The sequence below is a fragment of the Mycobacterium sp. IDUB_9 genome, from assembly GCF_055419505.1.
Window position 1 is genome coordinate 237260 of sequence record NZ_JBVAXU010000001.1, and the last position, 17583, is coordinate 254842.

General features: G+C 66.7%; 15 protein-coding genes. 5 read left to right on the forward strand and 10 right to left on the reverse strand.

Annotation, left to right across the window (positions count from 1 at the left end):
• The first annotated feature begins 38 nt into the window (after positions 1 to 38).
• From glnX to ACZY08_RS01285, 3 genes are read left to right on the forward strand one after another with little or no spacing between them, the layout of a single operon-like run.
• Positions 39 to 1358: a protein kinase G-activating protein GlnX gene (glnX, locus tag ACZY08_RS01275; protein ID WP_463742808.1), complete on the forward strand. Its 1320-nt coding sequence runs from the start codon at positions 39 to 41 to the stop codon at positions 1356 to 1358.
• The gene (locus tag ACZY08_RS01280; protein WP_463742809.1) at positions 1355 to 2326 is read left to right on the forward strand and encodes a glutamate ABC transporter substrate-binding protein; all 972 of its coding nucleotides are present in this window, start codon (positions 1355 to 1357) and stop codon (positions 2324 to 2326) included. The genes glnX and ACZY08_RS01280 overlap by 4 nt, the downstream gene beginning before the upstream one ends.
• Entirely contained in the window at positions 2326 to 4608 is a 2283-nt protein-coding gene (locus ACZY08_RS01285; RefSeq protein WP_463742810.1) for a serine/threonine-protein kinase PknG, read from the forward strand. Before ACZY08_RS01280 ends, ACZY08_RS01285 begins: the two co-directional genes overlap by 1 nt.
• A gap of 1 nt (position 4609) precedes the next feature.
• Here ACZY08_RS01285 and ACZY08_RS01290 read toward each other — a convergent pair whose 3' ends face one another.
• From ACZY08_RS01290 to ACZY08_RS01305, 4 genes are read right to left on the reverse strand one after another with little or no spacing between them, the layout of a single operon-like run.
• Positions 4610 to 5740: an acetate kinase gene (locus ACZY08_RS01290; protein WP_463742811.1), complete on the reverse strand. Its 1131-nt coding sequence runs from the start codon at positions 5738 to 5740 to the stop codon at positions 4610 to 4612.
• Entirely contained in the window at positions 5737 to 7815 is a 2079-nt protein-coding gene (gene pta / locus ACZY08_RS01295) for a phosphate acetyltransferase (protein ID WP_463742812.1), read from the reverse strand. Before pta ends, ACZY08_RS01290 begins: the two co-directional genes overlap by 4 nt.
• 19 nt (positions 7816 to 7834) lie before the next feature.
• Positions 7835 to 9154: an aspartate aminotransferase family protein gene (locus ACZY08_RS01300; protein ID WP_463742813.1), complete on the reverse strand. Its 1320-nt coding sequence runs from the start codon at positions 9152 to 9154 to the stop codon at positions 7835 to 7837.
• A 30-nt stretch (positions 9155 to 9184) separates the two neighbouring features.
• On the reverse strand, positions 9185 to 10741 hold the full coding sequence (locus tag ACZY08_RS01305) for an APC family permease (protein ID WP_463742814.1): 1557 nt from the start codon (positions 10739 to 10741) through the stop codon (positions 9185 to 9187).
• Between the two features lie 245 nt (positions 10742 to 10986).
• On the opposite strand from ACZY08_RS01305, the gene ACZY08_RS01310 reads away from it, so the two are divergent.
• Entirely contained in the window at positions 10987 to 11748 is a 762-nt protein-coding gene (locus tag ACZY08_RS01310; RefSeq protein WP_463742815.1) for a GntR family transcriptional regulator, read from the forward strand.
• A 2-nt stretch (positions 11749 to 11750) separates the two neighbouring features.
• On the opposite strand, the gene ACZY08_RS01315 is transcribed toward ACZY08_RS01310, so the two are convergent.
• Both ACZY08_RS01315 and fgd read right to left on the reverse strand, forming a co-directional pair.
• A complete protein-coding gene (locus ACZY08_RS01315; protein WP_463742816.1) occupies positions 11751 to 12713 on the reverse strand; it encodes an endonuclease/exonuclease/phosphatase family protein in 963 nt (320 codons plus the stop codon).
• 1 nt (position 12714) lies between these two features.
• The gene (gene fgd / locus ACZY08_RS01320; RefSeq protein ID WP_463742817.1) at positions 12715 to 13725 is read right to left on the reverse strand and encodes a glucose-6-phosphate dehydrogenase (coenzyme-F420); all 1011 of its coding nucleotides are present in this window, start codon (positions 13723 to 13725) and stop codon (positions 12715 to 12717) included.
• 34 nt (positions 13726 to 13759) lie between these two features.
• Between fgd and ACZY08_RS01325 the strand changes: the two genes are divergently transcribed.
• Positions 13760 to 14500, forward strand: coding sequence for an MBL fold metallo-hydrolase (locus ACZY08_RS01325; RefSeq protein WP_463742818.1), 741 nt, complete (start codon positions 13760 to 13762; stop codon positions 14498 to 14500).
• On the opposite strand, the gene ACZY08_RS01330 is transcribed toward ACZY08_RS01325, so the two are convergent.
• The 4 genes from ACZY08_RS01330 to ACZY08_RS01345 form a co-directional block, all read right to left on the reverse strand.
• Complete coding sequence (locus ACZY08_RS01330) at positions 14497 to 14799, reverse strand: hypothetical protein (RefSeq protein WP_463742819.1); 303 nt, start codon at positions 14797 to 14799, stop codon at positions 14497 to 14499. The genes ACZY08_RS01325 and ACZY08_RS01330 overlap by 4 nt on opposite strands.
• An 18-nt stretch (positions 14800 to 14817) precedes the next feature.
• Positions 14818 to 15915 (reverse strand): LLM class flavin-dependent oxidoreductase, encoded by a 1098-nt coding sequence (locus tag ACZY08_RS01335; RefSeq protein WP_463742820.1) that lies wholly within the window; start codon positions 15913 to 15915, stop codon positions 14818 to 14820.
• Positions 15912 to 16397 carry a GNAT family N-acetyltransferase gene (locus ACZY08_RS01340; protein ID WP_463742821.1) on the reverse strand — a complete coding sequence of 162 codons (486 nt, stop codon included), beginning with the start codon at positions 16395 to 16397 and terminating at the stop codon, positions 15912 to 15914. The genes ACZY08_RS01335 and ACZY08_RS01340 overlap by 4 nt, the downstream gene beginning before the upstream one ends.
• A 104-nt stretch (positions 16398 to 16501) precedes the next feature.
• Complete coding sequence (locus tag ACZY08_RS01345) at positions 16502 to 17581, reverse strand: class I SAM-dependent methyltransferase (RefSeq protein WP_463744101.1); 1080 nt, start codon at positions 17579 to 17581, stop codon at positions 16502 to 16504.
• Positions 17582 to 17583 lie beyond the last annotated feature (2 nt).

Below are 17583 nucleotides of genomic sequence, written 5' to 3' on the forward strand. Positions count from 1 at the left end.
GCCCGTTTGCACCGAAACTAAATGAGGTCCGCGCACAGGTGACTGTGGAGTTGGCACATCCCTCGACCGAACCGCTCGCGTCCCGGTCGCCGACCACTCCTGCGCACCCGCGGTGGTGGTTCCTGTGGACCACCCCCGGACGCATCCTGACGATCGGACTGGTGCTGTCGGCACTCGTGATCGCCAGCGCGTTCGCCACATCCACCACGATCAACGACCGCCAGCAGGCGCTCACCACGGTGCTCGATCACACCGAGCCCCTGGCATTCGCGGCCGGCCAGCTCTACACCACGCTGTCGGTGGCCGACGCCGCCGCGGCCACGGCCTTCATCGCCGGGGCCGAGCCCCGCGACGTGCGGCAGCGCTACGAGCAGGCCATCACCGACGCCTCGGTTGCGGTGACCCGGGCTTCGAGCGGGTTGACCGACGAAGAGCTGGTGCAGCTGCTCGGCCGGATCAATGCCCGGCTGGCCGTCTACACCGGCCTGGTGGAGACCGCGCGGACCAACAACCGGGCCGGCAACCCGGTCGGCTCGTCATACCTGTCGGAAGCCTCGGCACTGATGCAGTCCCAGATCCTGCCCGACGCGCAACGCCTGTACGAGGAGACCTCCGCACGGGTGGATGCCGAGACGACGGCCTCCACCCGGATCCCCGCCGCGGTGATGTTGGTGGTGCTGGCGACGTTGATGTTCGGCGCGTTCGCCAACCGCTGGTTGGCACGACGCACCCGGCGCCGGGTCAACATCGGTTTCGTGGCCGGCGGGATGGCCGTGCTGATCATGCTGATCTGGGTGACGACGGCACTGGTGATCTCGACATCGGACAGCCGCAGCGCCAAGGACACCGCCGCCGAATCCCTGAAGACCGTGACCAATCTGGCCATCACCGCCCAGCAGGCCCGGGCTGACGAAACGCTGGCCCTGATCCGGCGTGGCGACGAAAACCTGCGTAAACAGTCCTACTACCAGCGCATCGAGGCCATGCAGCAACAGCTCGCCCAATATCTGGCCCGCGACACCCGCATCGACAAGAGCGATCTGACGGGTGCCGAAGATCTGCTCACCAAATGGCGGGCGGCCGATGACCGGATCAACGCGTATATCGCGGTGGGCAATTACCAGGCCGCGACGCAGGTGGCTCTGGGCACCGGCGAGGACGATTCCACGTCGGCCTTCGACAAACTCGACGATTCGTTGTCCAAGGGCATCGAACAGAGCCGCAGCCAGTTGCGCAACGACATCGCCAATGCCCGCCGGGTGCTGTCCGGCGCGACCGTGGGTGCCGCCCTGCTCAGTGTGGCCGCGGCGCTGGCGGTGGCGCTGGGCCTGTGGCCTCGACTCAGTGAGTACAGATGATGGCAAAACTGCGAAAGATGTTGGCCGCGCTGACCGCAGCCGTGGCGGTGGCCGGATGCGGTCAGAGTGCACCGGCGTTGACCGTGCCGACGATGACCCTGGCCCCGCCCAGCCCGGCCGGCATGCAGGAGCTGGCGCCTCAACCGGTGCGGGTGCCGGAGCCGGAGACCGACGAGTGCAACCGCACCGCCAGCCTGCGACCGTTCACCAACAAGGCCGACGCCGACGCGGCAACGGCCAGGATCCGCGACCGCGGGCGGTTGGTCGTCGGATTGGACATCGGCAGCAATCTGTTCTCGTTCCGCGATCCGATCACCGGTCAGATCAACGGGTTCGACGTCGACATCGCCGGTGAGGTCGCCCGCGACATCTTCGGCACCCCGTCACAGGTCGAATACCGCATCCTGTCCTCGGCCGACCGCATCACCGCACTGCAGAACAATCAGGTCGACATCGTGGTCAAGACCATGACGATCACCTGCGAGCGCCGCAAGCAGGTGAACTTCTCCACGGTGTATCTGATGGCCCACCAACGGATCCTCGCCGCCCGCGATTCCAACATCTCGCAGGCCTCCGACCTCTCGGGCAAGCGAGTCTGCGTGGTGGACGGCACCACCTCACTCAAGCGGATCCAGCAGATCAGCCCGGCACCGATCATCGTCTCGGTCGTCACCTGGGCCGACTGCCTGGTGGCGCTGCAGCAGCGCCAGGCCGACGCGGTCAGCACCGACGATTCGATCCTGGCCGGGCTGGTGGCCCAGGATCCGTATCTGCACATCGTCGGTCCCAGCCTCAACGAGGAGCCCTACGGCATCGGGTTGAACCTGGAGAACACCGGGCTGGTCCGGGTCGTCAACGCGACGCTGGAACGCATCCGCCGCGACGGCACCTGGAACACGTTGTACCGCAAGTGGTTGACCGTACTGGGTCCGGCACCGTCTCCCCCGGTCGCGAGGTATGTCGACTGATGAAGAAACCCGACGACGCTGATTTGCCGGTGCCTCCCGATTCCGACCCCGATACGAGCGGAGGGCCCGGTACGCAGCCGGCGAGCCTGGAAGACCTCGACATGGATTCGCGGTCGACCATGCGGCCGATGGCCACCCAGGCCGTGTTCCGTCCGGAGTTCGGCGACTCCGACGACGGGCCGTACGGCGACACCGAACCGCAGAACCTCGCGACGATCGCGACCCGGACGCTCTCGCCGGCCCGCAGGCTGGGCGGCGGCCTGGTCGAGATCGCGCGGGTGCCCGAGCGCGATCCGTTGACAGCGCTGATGACCAATCCGGTGGTGGCCGAACAGAAGCGGTTCTGCTGGAACTGCGGCAAGCCCGTCGGTCGATCGTCATCCGACGGGCATGCCCTGTCGGAGGGTTGGTGCCCGCACTGCGGCAGCGCGTATTCGTTCCTGCCGCAGCTGTCCCCGGGCGAGATCGTTGCCGACCAATACGAGATCAAGGGCTGTATCGCCCACGGCGGGTTGGGCTGGGTGTATCTGGCCTTCGACCACAACGTGAACGAACGTCCCGTCGTGTTGAAGGGCCTGGTGCATTCCGGTGACGCCGAGGCCCAGGTGATCGCCATGGCCGAACGCCAATTCCTGGCCGAGGTGACGCACCCGGGGATCGTGAAGATCTACAACTTCGTCGAACACGATGACAAGCACGGCAATCCGGTCGGGTACATCGTGATGGAGTACGTCGGCGGGACATCGCTCAAACAGGCCAGGGGAACTCGGCTTCCGGTGGCCGAGGCGATCGGCTACATGCTGGAGATCCTGCCCGCGCTGGGCTATCTGCATTCGATCGGGCTGGCCTACAACGACCTGAAGCCCGAGAACATCATGATCACCGAGGAGCAGCTCAAGCTGATCGACCTCGGAGCCGTATCCAAGCTCAACTCCTACGGATACCTCTACGGCACACCAGGATTCCAGGCTCCCGAGATCGTGCGTACCGGGCCCACGGTGGCCACCGACATCTACAGCGTGGGACGCACGCTGGCCGCGCTCACCCTGAAACTGCGGACCCGGCGGGGTCGTTACGTCGACGGGCTGCCGTCCGAAGATCCGGTACTCGACACCTACGATTCCTTCGGCCGGTTCCTGCGCCGCGCCATCGATCCGGATCCGCGACGCAGGTTCACCAGCGCCGAGGAGATGTCGTCCCAGCTGCTCGGCGTGCTACGCGAGGTGGTGGCCACCGACTCCGGAATTCCCCGCCCCGGCCTGTCGACGGTGTTCAGCCCGTCCCGGTCCACGTTCGGGGTCGATCTGCTGGTGGCACACACCGACGTTTACGTTGACGGGCAGGTCCATTCGGAGAAGCTGACCGCACAGGAGATCGTGCGGGCGCTGCCGGTGCCGCTGGTGGACCGCACCGACGTCGGGGCTCCGCTGCTGGTGGCCAGTGTGCTCAGCCAGCCCGTGCACACCCTGGACCAGCTGCGCGCAGCACGCCACGGCGCGATCGACGCCGAGGGCGTGGACGTGTCCGAATCGGTGGAACTGCCGTTGATGGAGGCACGCGCCCTGCTGGATCTGGGCGATGTCGCCAAGGCCACCCGAAAGCTCGACGAGCTCGCCGTGTGGGCCGGTTGGCGCTGGCGACTGGTCTGGTTCCGCGCCGTGGCCGAGATGCTCTCAGCCGATTACGACTCGGCCACAAAGCATTTCACCGAAGTCCTGGACACGTTGCCCGGGGAGCTGGCCCCCAAACTGGCGTTGGCCGCGACGGCCGAACTGGCCGGCAACGCCGACGAGCTGAAGTTCTACAACACCGTGTGGAGCACCGACAACGGCGTGATCTCGGCCGGCTTCGGGTTCGCCCGCGCCGAGTCTGTTGCCGGGTCGCGGGACAAGGCGGTCCAGACCCTGGACGAAGTTCCACCCACCTCACGACATTTCACCACAGCCCGGCTGACGAGTGCGGTCACCCTGCTGTCGGGGCGGTCCACCGGTGAGATCACCGAGCAGAACATCCGCGATGCGGCGCGGCGGGTGGAGGCGCTGCCCGATTCGGAACCACGGGTGTTGCAGATCCGGGCCCTCGTGTTGGGCACCGCGATGGACTGGCTGGCCGACAACACTGCGAGCAGCAATCACATTCTCGGATTCCCGTTCACCGAACACGGTCTCAAGCTCGGCGTCGAGGCGTCGCTGCGGGCGCTGGCCCGCGTCGCCCCCACCCAGTCGCACCGCTACGCCCTGATCGACCTGGCCAACAGTGTGCGGCCGATGAGCACCTTCTGAATCAGGCCAGGGCCGCGCAGGCCTTCGCGATCGCCAATTCCTCATTGGTCGGCACCACGAGCACCGTCACCGACGAGTCCGGTGTCGAGATCCGCCGGGCCTCGTGCGCTTGCACCTTGTTGAGTTCCTCGTCGATCTCGATCCCCAGTGCGCTGAGTCCGGACAATGCGTCGCGGCGCACCGCGGCGTCGTTCTCCCCGACCCCCGCGGTGAAGCTGATGACATCGGTACGACCCAGCACCGCCAGATATCCTCCGACATACTTGCGTAGCCGGTGGATGTAGACGTCGTACGCCAATTGCGCATTCTCATCACCGGATTCGATGCGCGCGTGTAACTTCCGGAAGTCGTTCTCGCCACCGAGGCCACGTACACCCGACTGGCGGTTGAGCATCGTGTCGATGTCCTGGACGTCCATGTCCGCCGCACGGCGCAGATACAAGATGATGCCGGGGTCGATGTCGCCGCTGCGGGTGCCCATCACCAGGCCCTCCATCGGCGTCAACCCCATCGACGTGTCCACGGGCCGGCCGCCGGTGATAGCGCTGGCCGACGCACCGTTACCCAGGTGCAGCACAATCTGATTCAGCGACTCGTAGGGCCGGTCCAGGAACGTGGCGGCCTGCTCGCTGACGTACTGATGCGAGGTGCCGTGAAAGCCGTACCGCCGGATACCCCAGCGCTCGGCCACCTCACGATCGATGGCATAGGTCGCCGCCGCCGCGGGCAGGTTGTGGAAGAACGCGGTGTCGAAGACCGCCACGTGAGGCAGATCGGGCAACAGCTTGCGGGCTACCTCGATACCGAGGATGGCCGGCGGATTGTGCAGCGGGGCCAGTGGCGACAGCTCTTCGAGCTTGGCGATCAGATCGCCGTCGATCAGGGTGGGCTGGTAGAAGGCCCTGCCACCGTGCACCACCCGGTGCCCCACTGCCACCAGACCCAGGGTGTCGAGGTGCAGACCCTGACCCGCCAGTTCATCGAACGCCGCCCGCAGTGCGGCGTCATGGTCGGGCACCTGCTCCGAGCCGATCTGCTCGATGATGCCGTCGGCCAGGAATTCTCCCGAATCCGGTTTCACCACGGCATATTTCAGTGACGAAGATCCGGAGTTGACCACCAGAACCGTCATGGTTGCCCCTGTGCCTGGATCGCCGTGATCGCCACGGTGTTGACGATGTCCTCCACCAGGGCGCCGCGGGACAGGTCATTGACCGGCTTGTTCAGACCCTGCAGCACCGGGCCGATCGCGATCGCGCCGGCGCTGCGCTGTACCGCCTTGTAGGTGTTGTTGCCGGTGTTGAGGTCGGGGAAGATCAGCACGGTGGCCCGCCCCGCCACCGGCGAGTCGGGCATCTTGGTGGCCGCCACCGACGGCTCCACCGCCGCGTCGTACTGAATCGGCCCCTCCACCAACAGATCCGGTTCGCGTTGACGCACCAGTTCGGTTGCCGCCCGAACCTTGTCGACGTCGGCCCCGGTACCCGAGGTTCCCGTCGAATACGACAGCATGGCGACCCGCGGATCGATGCCGAACTGCGCGGCGGTGCGCGCCGAGGAGACCGCTATGTCCGCAAGTTGCTCCGAGGTCGGGTCCGGCACGATCGCGCAGTCGCCGTAGGCCAGTACCCGGTCGGCGAGACACATCAGGAAGATGCTCGACACCGTCGAGATCCCCGGCGCGGTGCGAATGATCTCGAAGGCCGGCCGCACGGTGTGCGCAGTGGTGTGCGCGGCGCCCGACACCATGCCGTCGACCATTTGGTTATGCACCAGCATCGTGCCGAAATACGAGACGTCGTGGATGATCTCGCGGGCCTGCTCGACAGTCACGCCCTTCTTTCGGCGCAGCTCGGCGTACTGCTCGGCGAACCGGTCGCACAACTCGCTGGTACGCGGGTCCAGCACCACGGCCGCATCGATGTTCACCCCCAGTTCTGCTGCCCGGGAGCGGATCTGACTTTCCTCGCCGAGGATGGTCAGCTCGGCGACCTCATGCTGCAACAACCGGCCCGCGGCCTTGAGGATGCGGTCGTCGGTCCCCTCCGGCAGCACGATGCGCCTGCGGTCGGAGCGGGCCTGGTCGAGCAGTTGGTAGGTGAACATCTGCGGCGTGGTGACCGCGGGAATCGGGATGCTCAGCTGCGCGATCAGATCGTTGACGTCCACGTGCTTGTCCATCAGCGCGAGCGCGGTATCGATCTTGCGCTGCGATTTCGCCGTGACGCGGCCGCGTGCACCTGCGACCCGGCTTGCGGTCTCGAAGGTGCCGTACTTCGTGGCCACGATCGGCAGCCGCAGACCCAACCCCTCGACCAGCGACGCAACAGCGGGATGCAGTTCGAGCCCACCGTTGAGGATGATGCAGGACAGTGACGGAAAGCCCTCTGCGGCATGGGCACTCACCACAGCGAGCACCACATCGGACCGGTCACCCGGCGTCACCACGGCGACACCCTCGGTCAGCCGCTCCAGCACATGCTCAGCCGTCATCCCGGCCACGAGCACGCCCATCGCCTCGCGCGACAGCAGCGCCGGATCCCCGGCGATCACCGTGCCGTCGACCGCCACCTGCAGTTCGGCCACCGACGGGGCGAACAGCAACGGCTCCTCGGGCAGTACATAGGCGGGCGTGCCGAGCGGCTTGAGGGCCTCGGCCACCGCATCCAACTGCGCGGGGTCACACCGGTTGGCGACCACGGCGGCGGCGTGCGCATGCTGATGGTTCAACTCGGCCAGGCACACCTCGGCCACATGAGCGACCTCCTCAGGCGTGCGGTCCGCCGCCTTGACCGCGAGCACGACGGGCGCACCGAGATTGACCGCGATGCGCGCATTCATGCTGAGCTCGCTGGGGGTGGCGACGTCGGTGTAGTCGCTGCCGACGATCAGCACGGCATCACACTGCTCGGCCACGCGGTGGAACCGGTCGACGATATCGGCGATCGCGACGTCGGGATCCTCGTGCACCTGCTGGTAGCTGACCCCGACACATTCGTCGTAGCTCAACCCGGCCGTGGCACTGGCCAGCAACAATTCGAGGATGTAGTCCCGATTCTCGCCGAGGCGTGTGATCGGACGGAACACCCCCACCCTGGGCACCGTCGCAGCAAGTCGATGCAGGATGCCCAGCGCAATCGTCGACTTGCCGGTGTCACCTTCGGGTGAGGCTACGTAGATCGCGGTCGCGATGTCTCCATCCGGCACGGCTCCAGCATTCCCTAGATCAGGGCAGCGCCGCCACCGCCCCCGCAAATTCCGTACAGAACCAGTCCACGTCGCTCATCGAGAACACCAACGGTGGACGCACCTTGAGAACGTTGCCGTGCGTGCCGCACACCGAGATCAGCACCTTGCGGTCGCGCATCGCGTTGACCAGGTCATGGGCGCCGGCGCGGTCAGGGGTCCTCAGGTCGGGGTCGGTGACCATTTCGACGCCCACATACAGCCCAGACCCGCGGATATCCCCGATGCGGGGATTGTCGGCGGCCACCCGGGTGAGGTCGTCGCGCAGGGCCGTGCCGGCCCGCGCCGCGTTGGCCATCAGCCCGTCGTCCTCGATGACGTCGAGGACGGCGGCCGCCGCGGCCATCGACACCGGATTGCCCCCGAAGGTGTTGAAGTACGGCACTTCGCGGGCGAACGCCTCGAGCACGTCGCTGCGGGCGGCCATGGCCGCAACCGGCAACCCGTTGGCCATCGGCTTGCCCATGGTGACCAGGTCGGGCACGACACCGTGCCGGGTGAAGCCCCACATCGACTCCCCGGTGCGGCCGAAACCGGGCTGCACCTCGTCGGCGAGGAACACCCCGCCGGCCGCACGGACCGCCGCCACCGCCGGCGCCAGCACCGAGGGGTCCGGGTAGATGCCGTCGGACGAGAAGAAGGTGTCCACGATCAGGCAGCTCAGCCCGACACCGGCCGCCTTCAGCTCGGCGATCGCGGTTTCCACATCGGCCAGGAACCGGCCTGCCACATCGGCACCCGAGCGGTAGCTGTCCGGTGCGGCCACGGCGCGTACATGCGAACCGATGGTGGTGGCACCACCGATCGACGGTGAAATCGCCGTCACCGCTTCGGTATTGCCGTGGTAGGCGTCGCGGGTGACGATCACGCCGCGTGCCCCGGTGTACCGCTGAGCCACCCGCAGGGCCAGGTCGTTGGCCTCCGAACCGGTGCAGGCGTACATCACCTGGTCGACTTCACCCGGGAGTGTGGCCAGCAGCCGCTGCGAGTACTGCACGATGCCGTCGTGCAGGTAGCGGGTATGGGTGTTGAGTGTCTCGGCCTGGCGGGTGATGGCTGCCACCACATGCGGGTTGCAGTGCCCGACGCTGACGACGTTGTTGTACGCATCGAGGTAGCGCGCACCGTCGGCGTCGAACAGATGGCTGCCGCGCCCGCGGACCAGGTGTACCGGCCGTTCGTAGAACAGCCGGTACGCCGGGCCCAGCAGGTGGGTGCGGGCCTCGATCAGCTTTTCGGTGTCAGGATCGGTCGAAATACCGCTGTAGCTGTTCGAATCCATGATGTTGGAAAAACTCATGGCATCCCTTTCGCGACATGCGGCCACCCGCTAACGTTCGTGCGCTTCCTCCAACACTGTGCGCCCGATATCGGAATAACGTTCCGGATCCCTGAATTTCAGGAACAGCGCCCACAGCACGCCCCCGATCCCGGCGATGCCGACAACATACGGGATCGAGGTGAAGATCCAGTCGGAAGCGGCCGTGCCCGCAGCAAACGACGCGTTCTTGGCCAGCAGATAGATGACGTAGAGCATGCCGGTTCCGCCCAGCAACGGCGCCAGGAAGGTGGTGAACCAGTTCGCCGTCTCCGGGTGGCGCTTCTGTACGTGGAAGTAGGAGATCACCGAGAACGCCGCCAGGGCCTGCACGATCATGATGGCCGTCGTGCCCAGCAACGCCATCAGGCCGTAGAGCCCGGTGTAGGGGTCACGTCCGGTGATGTCGAAGAACATCACCACCACGGTCGCGAAACCGGTCTGCACAAATCCGGCGATGTGGGGCGAGCCGTGTACCGGGTGGGTGGAGCCGATGGTCTTGCGCATTCCCGGCAGGACGTTCTCGCGTCCGAGGGCGTAGAGGTACCGGGCGGCGCAGTTGTGGAACGCCATGCCGCAGGCGAAGGAGCCTGACATCAGCAGGATCTTGAACAGGTCGACGGCCCAGTCGCCGAGGTGCAGGCGCACCGGGTTGAAGAAGATGTCACCCGCGGTCGTCGAATCTTGCGCCAGCGCAATGGCATTCTGCGGCCCGGTGCCCACGATCGCCAACCACGAAACCAGCACGTAGAACGCGCCTATGCCGACCACCGAGCTGATCACCGCGATCGGGATGATCTTCTTGGGGTTGCGGGACTCCTCGCCGTACATGGCACTGGATTCGAAGCCCACCCAGGACCAGAACGCGAAGAACAGACCGACGCCGGCCGATCCGGCGACGGTGATCATGCTGCCGTCGACACCGGCCACCTCGCCCGAGAGACTCTGAAAACCGTTGAGCGGGTTGAGCGATCCCAGCGACCAGCCCTGCGGGCCGCCACCGGTGAACACGACTGACAGCGCCATCATGGCCAGCATGATGATCTCGGTGATCAGGAACACCGCGAGCACCTTGGCCGCCAGGTTGATGTCGAAGTAGGTCAGCACGGCGTTCACCGCCAGCATCACCACGGCGAAGAGGATCCACGGCACATCGACGTTGAAGAACGACTTGAACAGATCGTTGCCGAAGAACGAGAAGATGCCGATCAGCGAGGCCTCGAACACCATGTAGGCCAATGCGGTCAGGAATCCCGCACCGAGACCGACGACACGCCCCAGTCCGTGCGAGATGTATCCGTAGAAGGCACCGGTAGCGGTGATGTGCTTGCTCATCGCCGCGTAGCCGATGGCGAACAGGGTCAGCACGATGGTGGCGACGAAGTATCCGGCGGGCGCGTTGACACCGTTGCCGAAGCCGACCGCGATCGGAACGTTGCCGACCATGGCCGTGATGGGGGCGGCGGTCGCGACTGCCATGAACAGCACGCCGACCAGTCCCACGGCGTTGGGTTTGAGGCGCTGGATTCCGGCACTCGACGGTGCCGGCGGATCGATGATCTCGCTCATTGCGGGTCCTAACTGAGGACGACTTTCGGACCACTATTTGGTCTGATTGTTCGGGGGTCGCCGACGGCATTGTGGTGCGACGCAGCACATTGTTAGCCCGCAGAGGCGGCGGCGGCAACTCGAAACTTATTGCAGGTCAAGTCATTTGTTGCAGCTACGTTACGAACCTGGGAACCGTGAAACGGGGAGGTTAACCGGTCGGTTTTGGTCTGCTCTGCGCGGTCGATTTGGTCCATACTCGCGCTATGTCCACGACATCGGGCGGCCCCGTCGCCGAGGACGTGCGCCGGCGCATCCTGTCCATGTTGGCCGCGGGCGCCCTGCGGCCCGGCTCGCGGCTGGGCACCGAGCGTGAGATGGCGGCGGACTTCGCGGTGTCGCGCTCCACGTTGCGCAGCGCACTGCTGCCGTTGAGCCAGGCCGGCGTGCTGGAGCGCCGCACCGGACGCAACGGCGGCACCTTCGTGCGCGCCGACGTCGTCGAACGCAACGCCGCCGAACTGGCCGGCTTACCTGCCCGATTGCACAGCGGCGGCCACACCAGCGCCACCCGGGTACTGGCGACCGACCGCAGACCGGCCACCCCGGTGGAGTCGCACGCCCTCGAAATCGCCGATGGGGCAGATATATTCACGATCCGGCGGCTGCGGTACGCCGACGGCGCACCGTTGTCGGTGGACCTTTCCTGCTTCGACGCCGAGCGCATGGACGACCTGCTGGAACAGCCGCTCGGCGGTTCGCTCTACGAGTTGGTGCGCGTACGGTACGGCCTGACCCCCGCTGCCACCACCGAGACCATCGAAGTGGTCAGCGCCAGCCCGCGCGAAGCACAATGGCTCGACATCGCCCAGCGCAAACCGCTCTTGGCCATCACGCGCGTCACCCGCGACAGTACCGGCCAGCCGTTCGAGTACGCCTATGACCTGTTCCGGGCCGACCGGGTTCGGCTCACCGCCACCAGCCACGGCAGTGCCGGCGCCGTGCGGCGGTCGGTGAACAGCGCCTGAGGTCAAATGCCTTGCGGGACGACGATATCCGCGATGAGTGCCAGGTGGTCGGCACCTGGTACGAGCTCCGTTCGTACCGCGGTGGCATCTGCATTGCGCAACAGCACATGGTCGATGCCGACGGCGGGTACCCGCCTGGGGCCGACCGGGAAGGTGCGGATCAAGCCCCCGCCGGCCTGCTCCGCGGCGTCGCGGTAGCCGGTGGCCAGCAGTTCCCGGAACGGCAGCATGTCGTAAGTGGCATTGAAGTCCCCGGCAACGATCACCGGGCCCGGTCCGGCGTCGGCGGCGAGCTGCCGCAGCATCGTGGGGAACCTTTCCATGTCCTGGCGCCATGACTCGATAGGCTGCGGCCACGGCGCGGCGAAATGGACACCGACCAGGACCGGGGCCACCGCGACCTCGGGCACGTGCAACCGCGTCCGCAGCATCACCATCGAATAACCAGGAACGTGAGCGCTGTCGGTCAGCGGGAACCGGCTCCATATCCCCAGGCCGCCGGCCATCGGCTCCGGGTCGAAGATCCGGTGGCCGAAGGACTTCTCCAGCCCCGCCGCGATCAGGCCGTCGGCAGCTTCCTGCGTGAGCTCCTGCAGCACTACGACATCAGCGGTGCGCTCGGCAGCGGCCACCACGGCGGCCGGGTCACCCCGCCCCATACCGAGATTCGAGCTGAACACCCGAACCGGTGCCGACTGTGCCGTCACCGCCTCCGGACCCAGGTACTGCGGCACGTGGATCACCGCGGCCGCCAGCGTCAGCACCACGGCCAGCGTTGCCAGCACCCGCCGCCGGCCGAGCATCAACATCAGCACCGCCACCGGCGCTGCCAAGGTCAGGTACGGCGACGCCGTGGCCAACAGCACCGTGCCGTGGCGGCCCAGCGGTACGTAGCGCACCGAGAGGCCCACCGCAGCGATCACCGCCGCAACCACCCCGAAGAGGGTCGCGAGAATTCGGATCAAATCAGCCGAGCTTGCGCAGCCGGGGCTCCAGATCCGTCTTGAACAGTTCGAGGAACCGGCGTTGATCGTGTCGCGGGTCGTGGAACACCAGGTGGTTCAGGCCCCACTTCACGTACTGGCCGACCATCTCGACGGCCTCGTCGGGATCAGAGGCCACGATCCAGCGCTTGGCGACCTGTTCGATGGGAAGCTCGTCGGCGGCCTTCTCCATCTCCATCGGGTCGTTGATGCTGTGTTTCTGCTCGGCGGTCAACGACAGCGGCGCCCAGAACCGGGTGTTCTCCAGCGCCTTCTGCGGGTCGGGATCGTAGGAGATCTTGATCTCGATCATCCGGTCGATGTCCTCTGGATCGCGCCCGGCGGCCTCGGCACCTTCCTTCACCGCGGGGATGAGCTTGTCCTTGTAGAGCTCCTCGCCCTTGCCCGACGTGCAGATGAACCCGTCACCGGCCCGGCCCGCGTACTTGGCGACCTGCGGTCCACCGGCGGCGATGTAGATGGGAATGCCGCCCTCGGGGACGTCGTAGATCGAGGCGCCCTTGGTCTTGTAGTACTCGCCTTCAAAGTCGACGCGGTCGCCGAGCCACAGCTCGCGCATGAGCTTGACCGACTCGCGCAGCCGGGCGTAGCGCTCCTTGAACTCGGGCCAGTCGCCCTCGTAGCCGGTCGCGATCTCGTTGAGCGCCTCACCGGTACCCACCCCGAGGAAGATCCGGTCGGGGTACAGACATCCCATGGTCGCGAAGGCCTGCGCGATGACCGCAGGGTTGTACCGGAACGTCGGCGTCAGCACCGAGGTGCCCAACACCAGCCGCTCCGTGCGCTCACCGACCGCCGTCATCCAGGCCAGGGAGAACGGTGCGTGCCCGCCCTCGTGACGCCACGGCTGGAAATGGTCGCTGACCGTCGCACTGTCCATGCCCGCCGCCTCTGCGGCGACCGCCAGCTCCACCAGTTCACGCGGAGCGAACTGCTCCGCCGATGCCTTGTATCCCAGTTTCAGTTCAGCCACGGTTCGTTTCTACTCCTATGCTTAAACTCGCGACATGGCAGCAGCCCTGACCGCGATCACCGAGCATGTGCACTTCGCGCAAACCGACTTGGTCAACTGGACGCTCGTGACCGACGGGGATCGGGTCATGCTGATCGACGCCGGGTTCCCGGGGCAGCGCGAAGACGTCATCGGATCGGTCCGCCGGCTGGGGTTCACCGTCGACGACATCGCCGCCGTCCTGCTGACCCACGCCCACATCGACCATTTCGGAACTGCCATCTGGCTCGCGAAAACCCATGGCACACCGGTGTTCTGCCACGACGCCGAACTCGGCCACACCAAACGTGAATATCTGGAACAAGCCGCCCCCGCTGACGTGGTCCGCAACATCTGGCAGCCCCGCTGGCTGAAGTGGGCGGCCACCATCACCGCCAAAGGCGGGATGAACCACGCCGGCATCCCGACCGCGCAGGCGCTGACAGCCGAGACCGCGGCGGGCCTGCCCGGGACGCCGGCGCCGGTCCCCACGCCGGGGCACACCGGCGGCCACTGCTCGTTCATCGTCGACGGGGTCCTGATCAGTGGCGACGCCCTGGTCACCGGGCACCCGCTGTTGCGCCACACCGGCCCGACGCTGCTGCCGGCGCTGTTCAACCACGACGAGGACGGCTGCCTGGCCAGTTTGACGACGCTGGCGGCAGTCGAGGCCGAGGTGATGCTGCCCGGACACGGCCCGGTGTGGCGCGGACCGATCGCCGACGCCGCCTCCGCGGCCGCCGCTCTCCACGCCTAGTGCTGCAGGATCCGGTACCCCAGCAGGAAGAACCCGGTCAGGCACAGGCCGCAAGCCAGCACGATCGTCGGCATCAGGACCATCTGGTCTAGCTCGTCGGGGTCGAACTCCTCGTCGTCGTACACCGACCCGAACAGCACCCGGGCAAACTTGGTCCGGCGGAATGCGTGCATCCGCCGCCGAGACTCCGCCGATTCGGACCGGCGACCGATGAAAAGCCGCAAGGCCACCCCGATCGCAAACACCACCGCAGCCGCTACCAGTAGCAGCGATCCCACGATTACCTGCAGACTCGGCATCGCAGGCCAGCCTAGCCGCTATTGGTGCCACCGCTCGGCGATCAGCTGGTGGGAGCGCAGCCGGTCGGAGTGCCGGTGCGTCACCGAGGTGATGACGAGCTCGTCCGCCCCGCTGACCCGATGGAGTGCCTCCAGCCGGGTGGCCACCTGATCGGGGTCGCCGACGAATTGTGTTGCGATACGGTCCCGGACCACGTCCAGCTGCTCGTCGGACAGCGGCCCGCAATCGGCGGGATCCGGGTAGGGCACCGCGCCGCCGCCGGCCCGGATCGAATACACCCAGTGGCCGTAGCTCGACGCAAGATGTCGTGCGGTGGATTCATCGTCGGCCACGACCACGTCGGCCGACACCGCCACGTACGGTTCGGACAGGCTCTCCGACGGCGTGAATCCGTTGCGGTACACCTCGATTGCCTCAAGCGCGGTGGCCGGCGTGATGTGGTAGCTCGCCACGAACGGCAGCCCGCGCGCGGCCGCGACGCGCGCACTCTGCCCCTTGCTGCTGCCGAACACCCACGGTGTCAGGCCGGCGCCCGCACCGGGAACGGCTGTGCCCACCTCGTAGCGCCCGGCGAGCATGGCCAGGATGTCGTCCACTTGTTCGGCGAAATCCGGTGTGAGAGCTTCGGGTTGCTGCAACACCGCCATCCGCGACCGCAGCCGCGGGTCCCGAATCAGTGCACTGACGTCGTAGGGCGCCGGGATCACCACACCGTCGATCTCGTGCCACTGGCGCGGCGGTCTGGGCTCACGCGGCTTGTCCCGCACCGCTTCGGCGCGTTTCTGACCCGAGCGGCCCACGCCCAGATCGATCCGGTCGGGGTAGAACGCGGCCAGCGTGCCGAAGCTCTCGACTACCGAGATCGCCGTGGTGTGGCCGAGTTGCACGGCCGCGGTGCCGATCCTGATCCGTTCGGTGGCCGCGGCGATCTGGCCCACGAGCACCGCGGGCGACGAGCTGGCGACCGATACGAAGTGATGCTCGGCGACCCAATACCGTTGGTAGCCCCACTGTTCGGCGTGACGGGCCAGATCGACGGTGTTGCGCAGCGCCGTCTGGGCGTCGCTGCCCGCACTGATCGGAGCCAGGTCGAGGATCGAGAGCGGCGCGCTCACGTCAGCTCCTTCTCGAAGGCGATCGGGAAGACCGTCCCCTCCCCCTCGGGCGGCAACGGTGCGAGCAGCCGGGTGTAGCCCGCGGAGTCGTAGAGCGCCTCGGCCTCCGGCTGCAGGTGACCCGTCGTCAGGTAGACCCTCCGGTACCCGCGCGCGGCGATCTCGCATTCGAGATGGGCGAGCAGCACGCGGCCGTATCCACGCTGCCGGTAGCGACTGTCGGTCCAGATGCGTTTGAGCTCGGCGGTCTGGGTGTCGAATCGGGTGAATGCCCCGCCGGTCACCGGCACGCCGTCGAGCACGCCGATGTACAGGCCGCCGCCCGGCGGGGCGAACTCGTCCGCCGACTTCCCGCGCAGCCAACCCATCATCTGCTCCGGCGTTCCGCCGTAGCGCCCCGAGTACTCCACCGCCAGCTCGGTCATCAGCGGGAGAGCCAGTGGGTCCTCCAGGCCGACCGCGACAAACCGCACACCACTCACGGGGGCTGACTTAACCACCGTTTCGATACCCACGGCACTTCCAACGCGGGTCATGCCGGGAACATGCCCACCGGCTCAGCCTGATTAAAAGCCCGGCGAGCTGCTCATTTCCTGGCGAGGTAGTAGTAGTTCGACGGGTCCTGCTCGACCTCGGAGACTTTCACGTCAGTGAATCCGGCGTCGGCCAGCATCGACACAGCCAGCTGCCTGCCCCACATCGTGCCCAGCCCGGCGCCTCCCAGGCCGAGCGAGACCGACATGCAATGCGTCAGGGAAACGGCGTAGCGATACGTACTCATCGCAGCGCCGATGTTGTCCTCGAGTCGACTGGAGGCCTTGATGTCGGCCATCACCAACACGCCACCCGGCCGCAACGCGCGATAGATGTTCTCCAGTACGCGGGCCGGCTGCGCCTGGTCATGAATCGCATCGAATGCCGTGATGACGTCGTACGCCGCGGTCTGGTCGAGGTCCGCCAAGTCGGCAGCCACGAACGAGACATTGGTCAAACCACGTTGCGCCGCCTGCGCGGCCCCGGTGGCGATCGCCTCCGGCGAGAAGTCGATACCGGTGAAACGGCTGGCCGGGTAGGACCGGGCCATCAGGCCGATCGCGTACCCACTGCCACAACCGAAATCGGCGACGTCGATTCCGCTCTCGAGCCGTCGAGGAAGTCCATCGACCAACGGCAGCACGGCACTGATCAGCGCAGCGTCGAATACCTCACCACTCCGCTCGGCCATCACGGTGTGGAAGCGCGGATAGTCGTCGTAGCTGAGACCACCGCCATCGCGGAAGCAGCCGAGGATCTTCTGTTCGACTTCGCACATCAGCGGGACGTACTGCGCCAGGCGCGCCAGATTGCCCAGACCGGCGTCGCGCGTGAGTGCAGCGGCGCGGTGGCGGGGCAATCGATACGTCGAGGACTCCGCGTCGTACTCGACCACCCGCCCCGCGGCCATCCCACCGAGCCATTCACGGACGTAGCGCTCATCGAGGCCGGCCAACTCGGCGATCTCAGCGCTGGTTGCCGACGGCAGCTTCGCCATCGCGTCGAACAGCCCGGTCTGGTGGCCCAGGCTCATCAGCAGGACCAGGCCCGCACTGTCGATCGCGGAGGTGATCCGCTCGGAGAAGTCTTCTACGGTCTCGGTAACTACCGGCTGGTCAGTGCCATTCACCATCA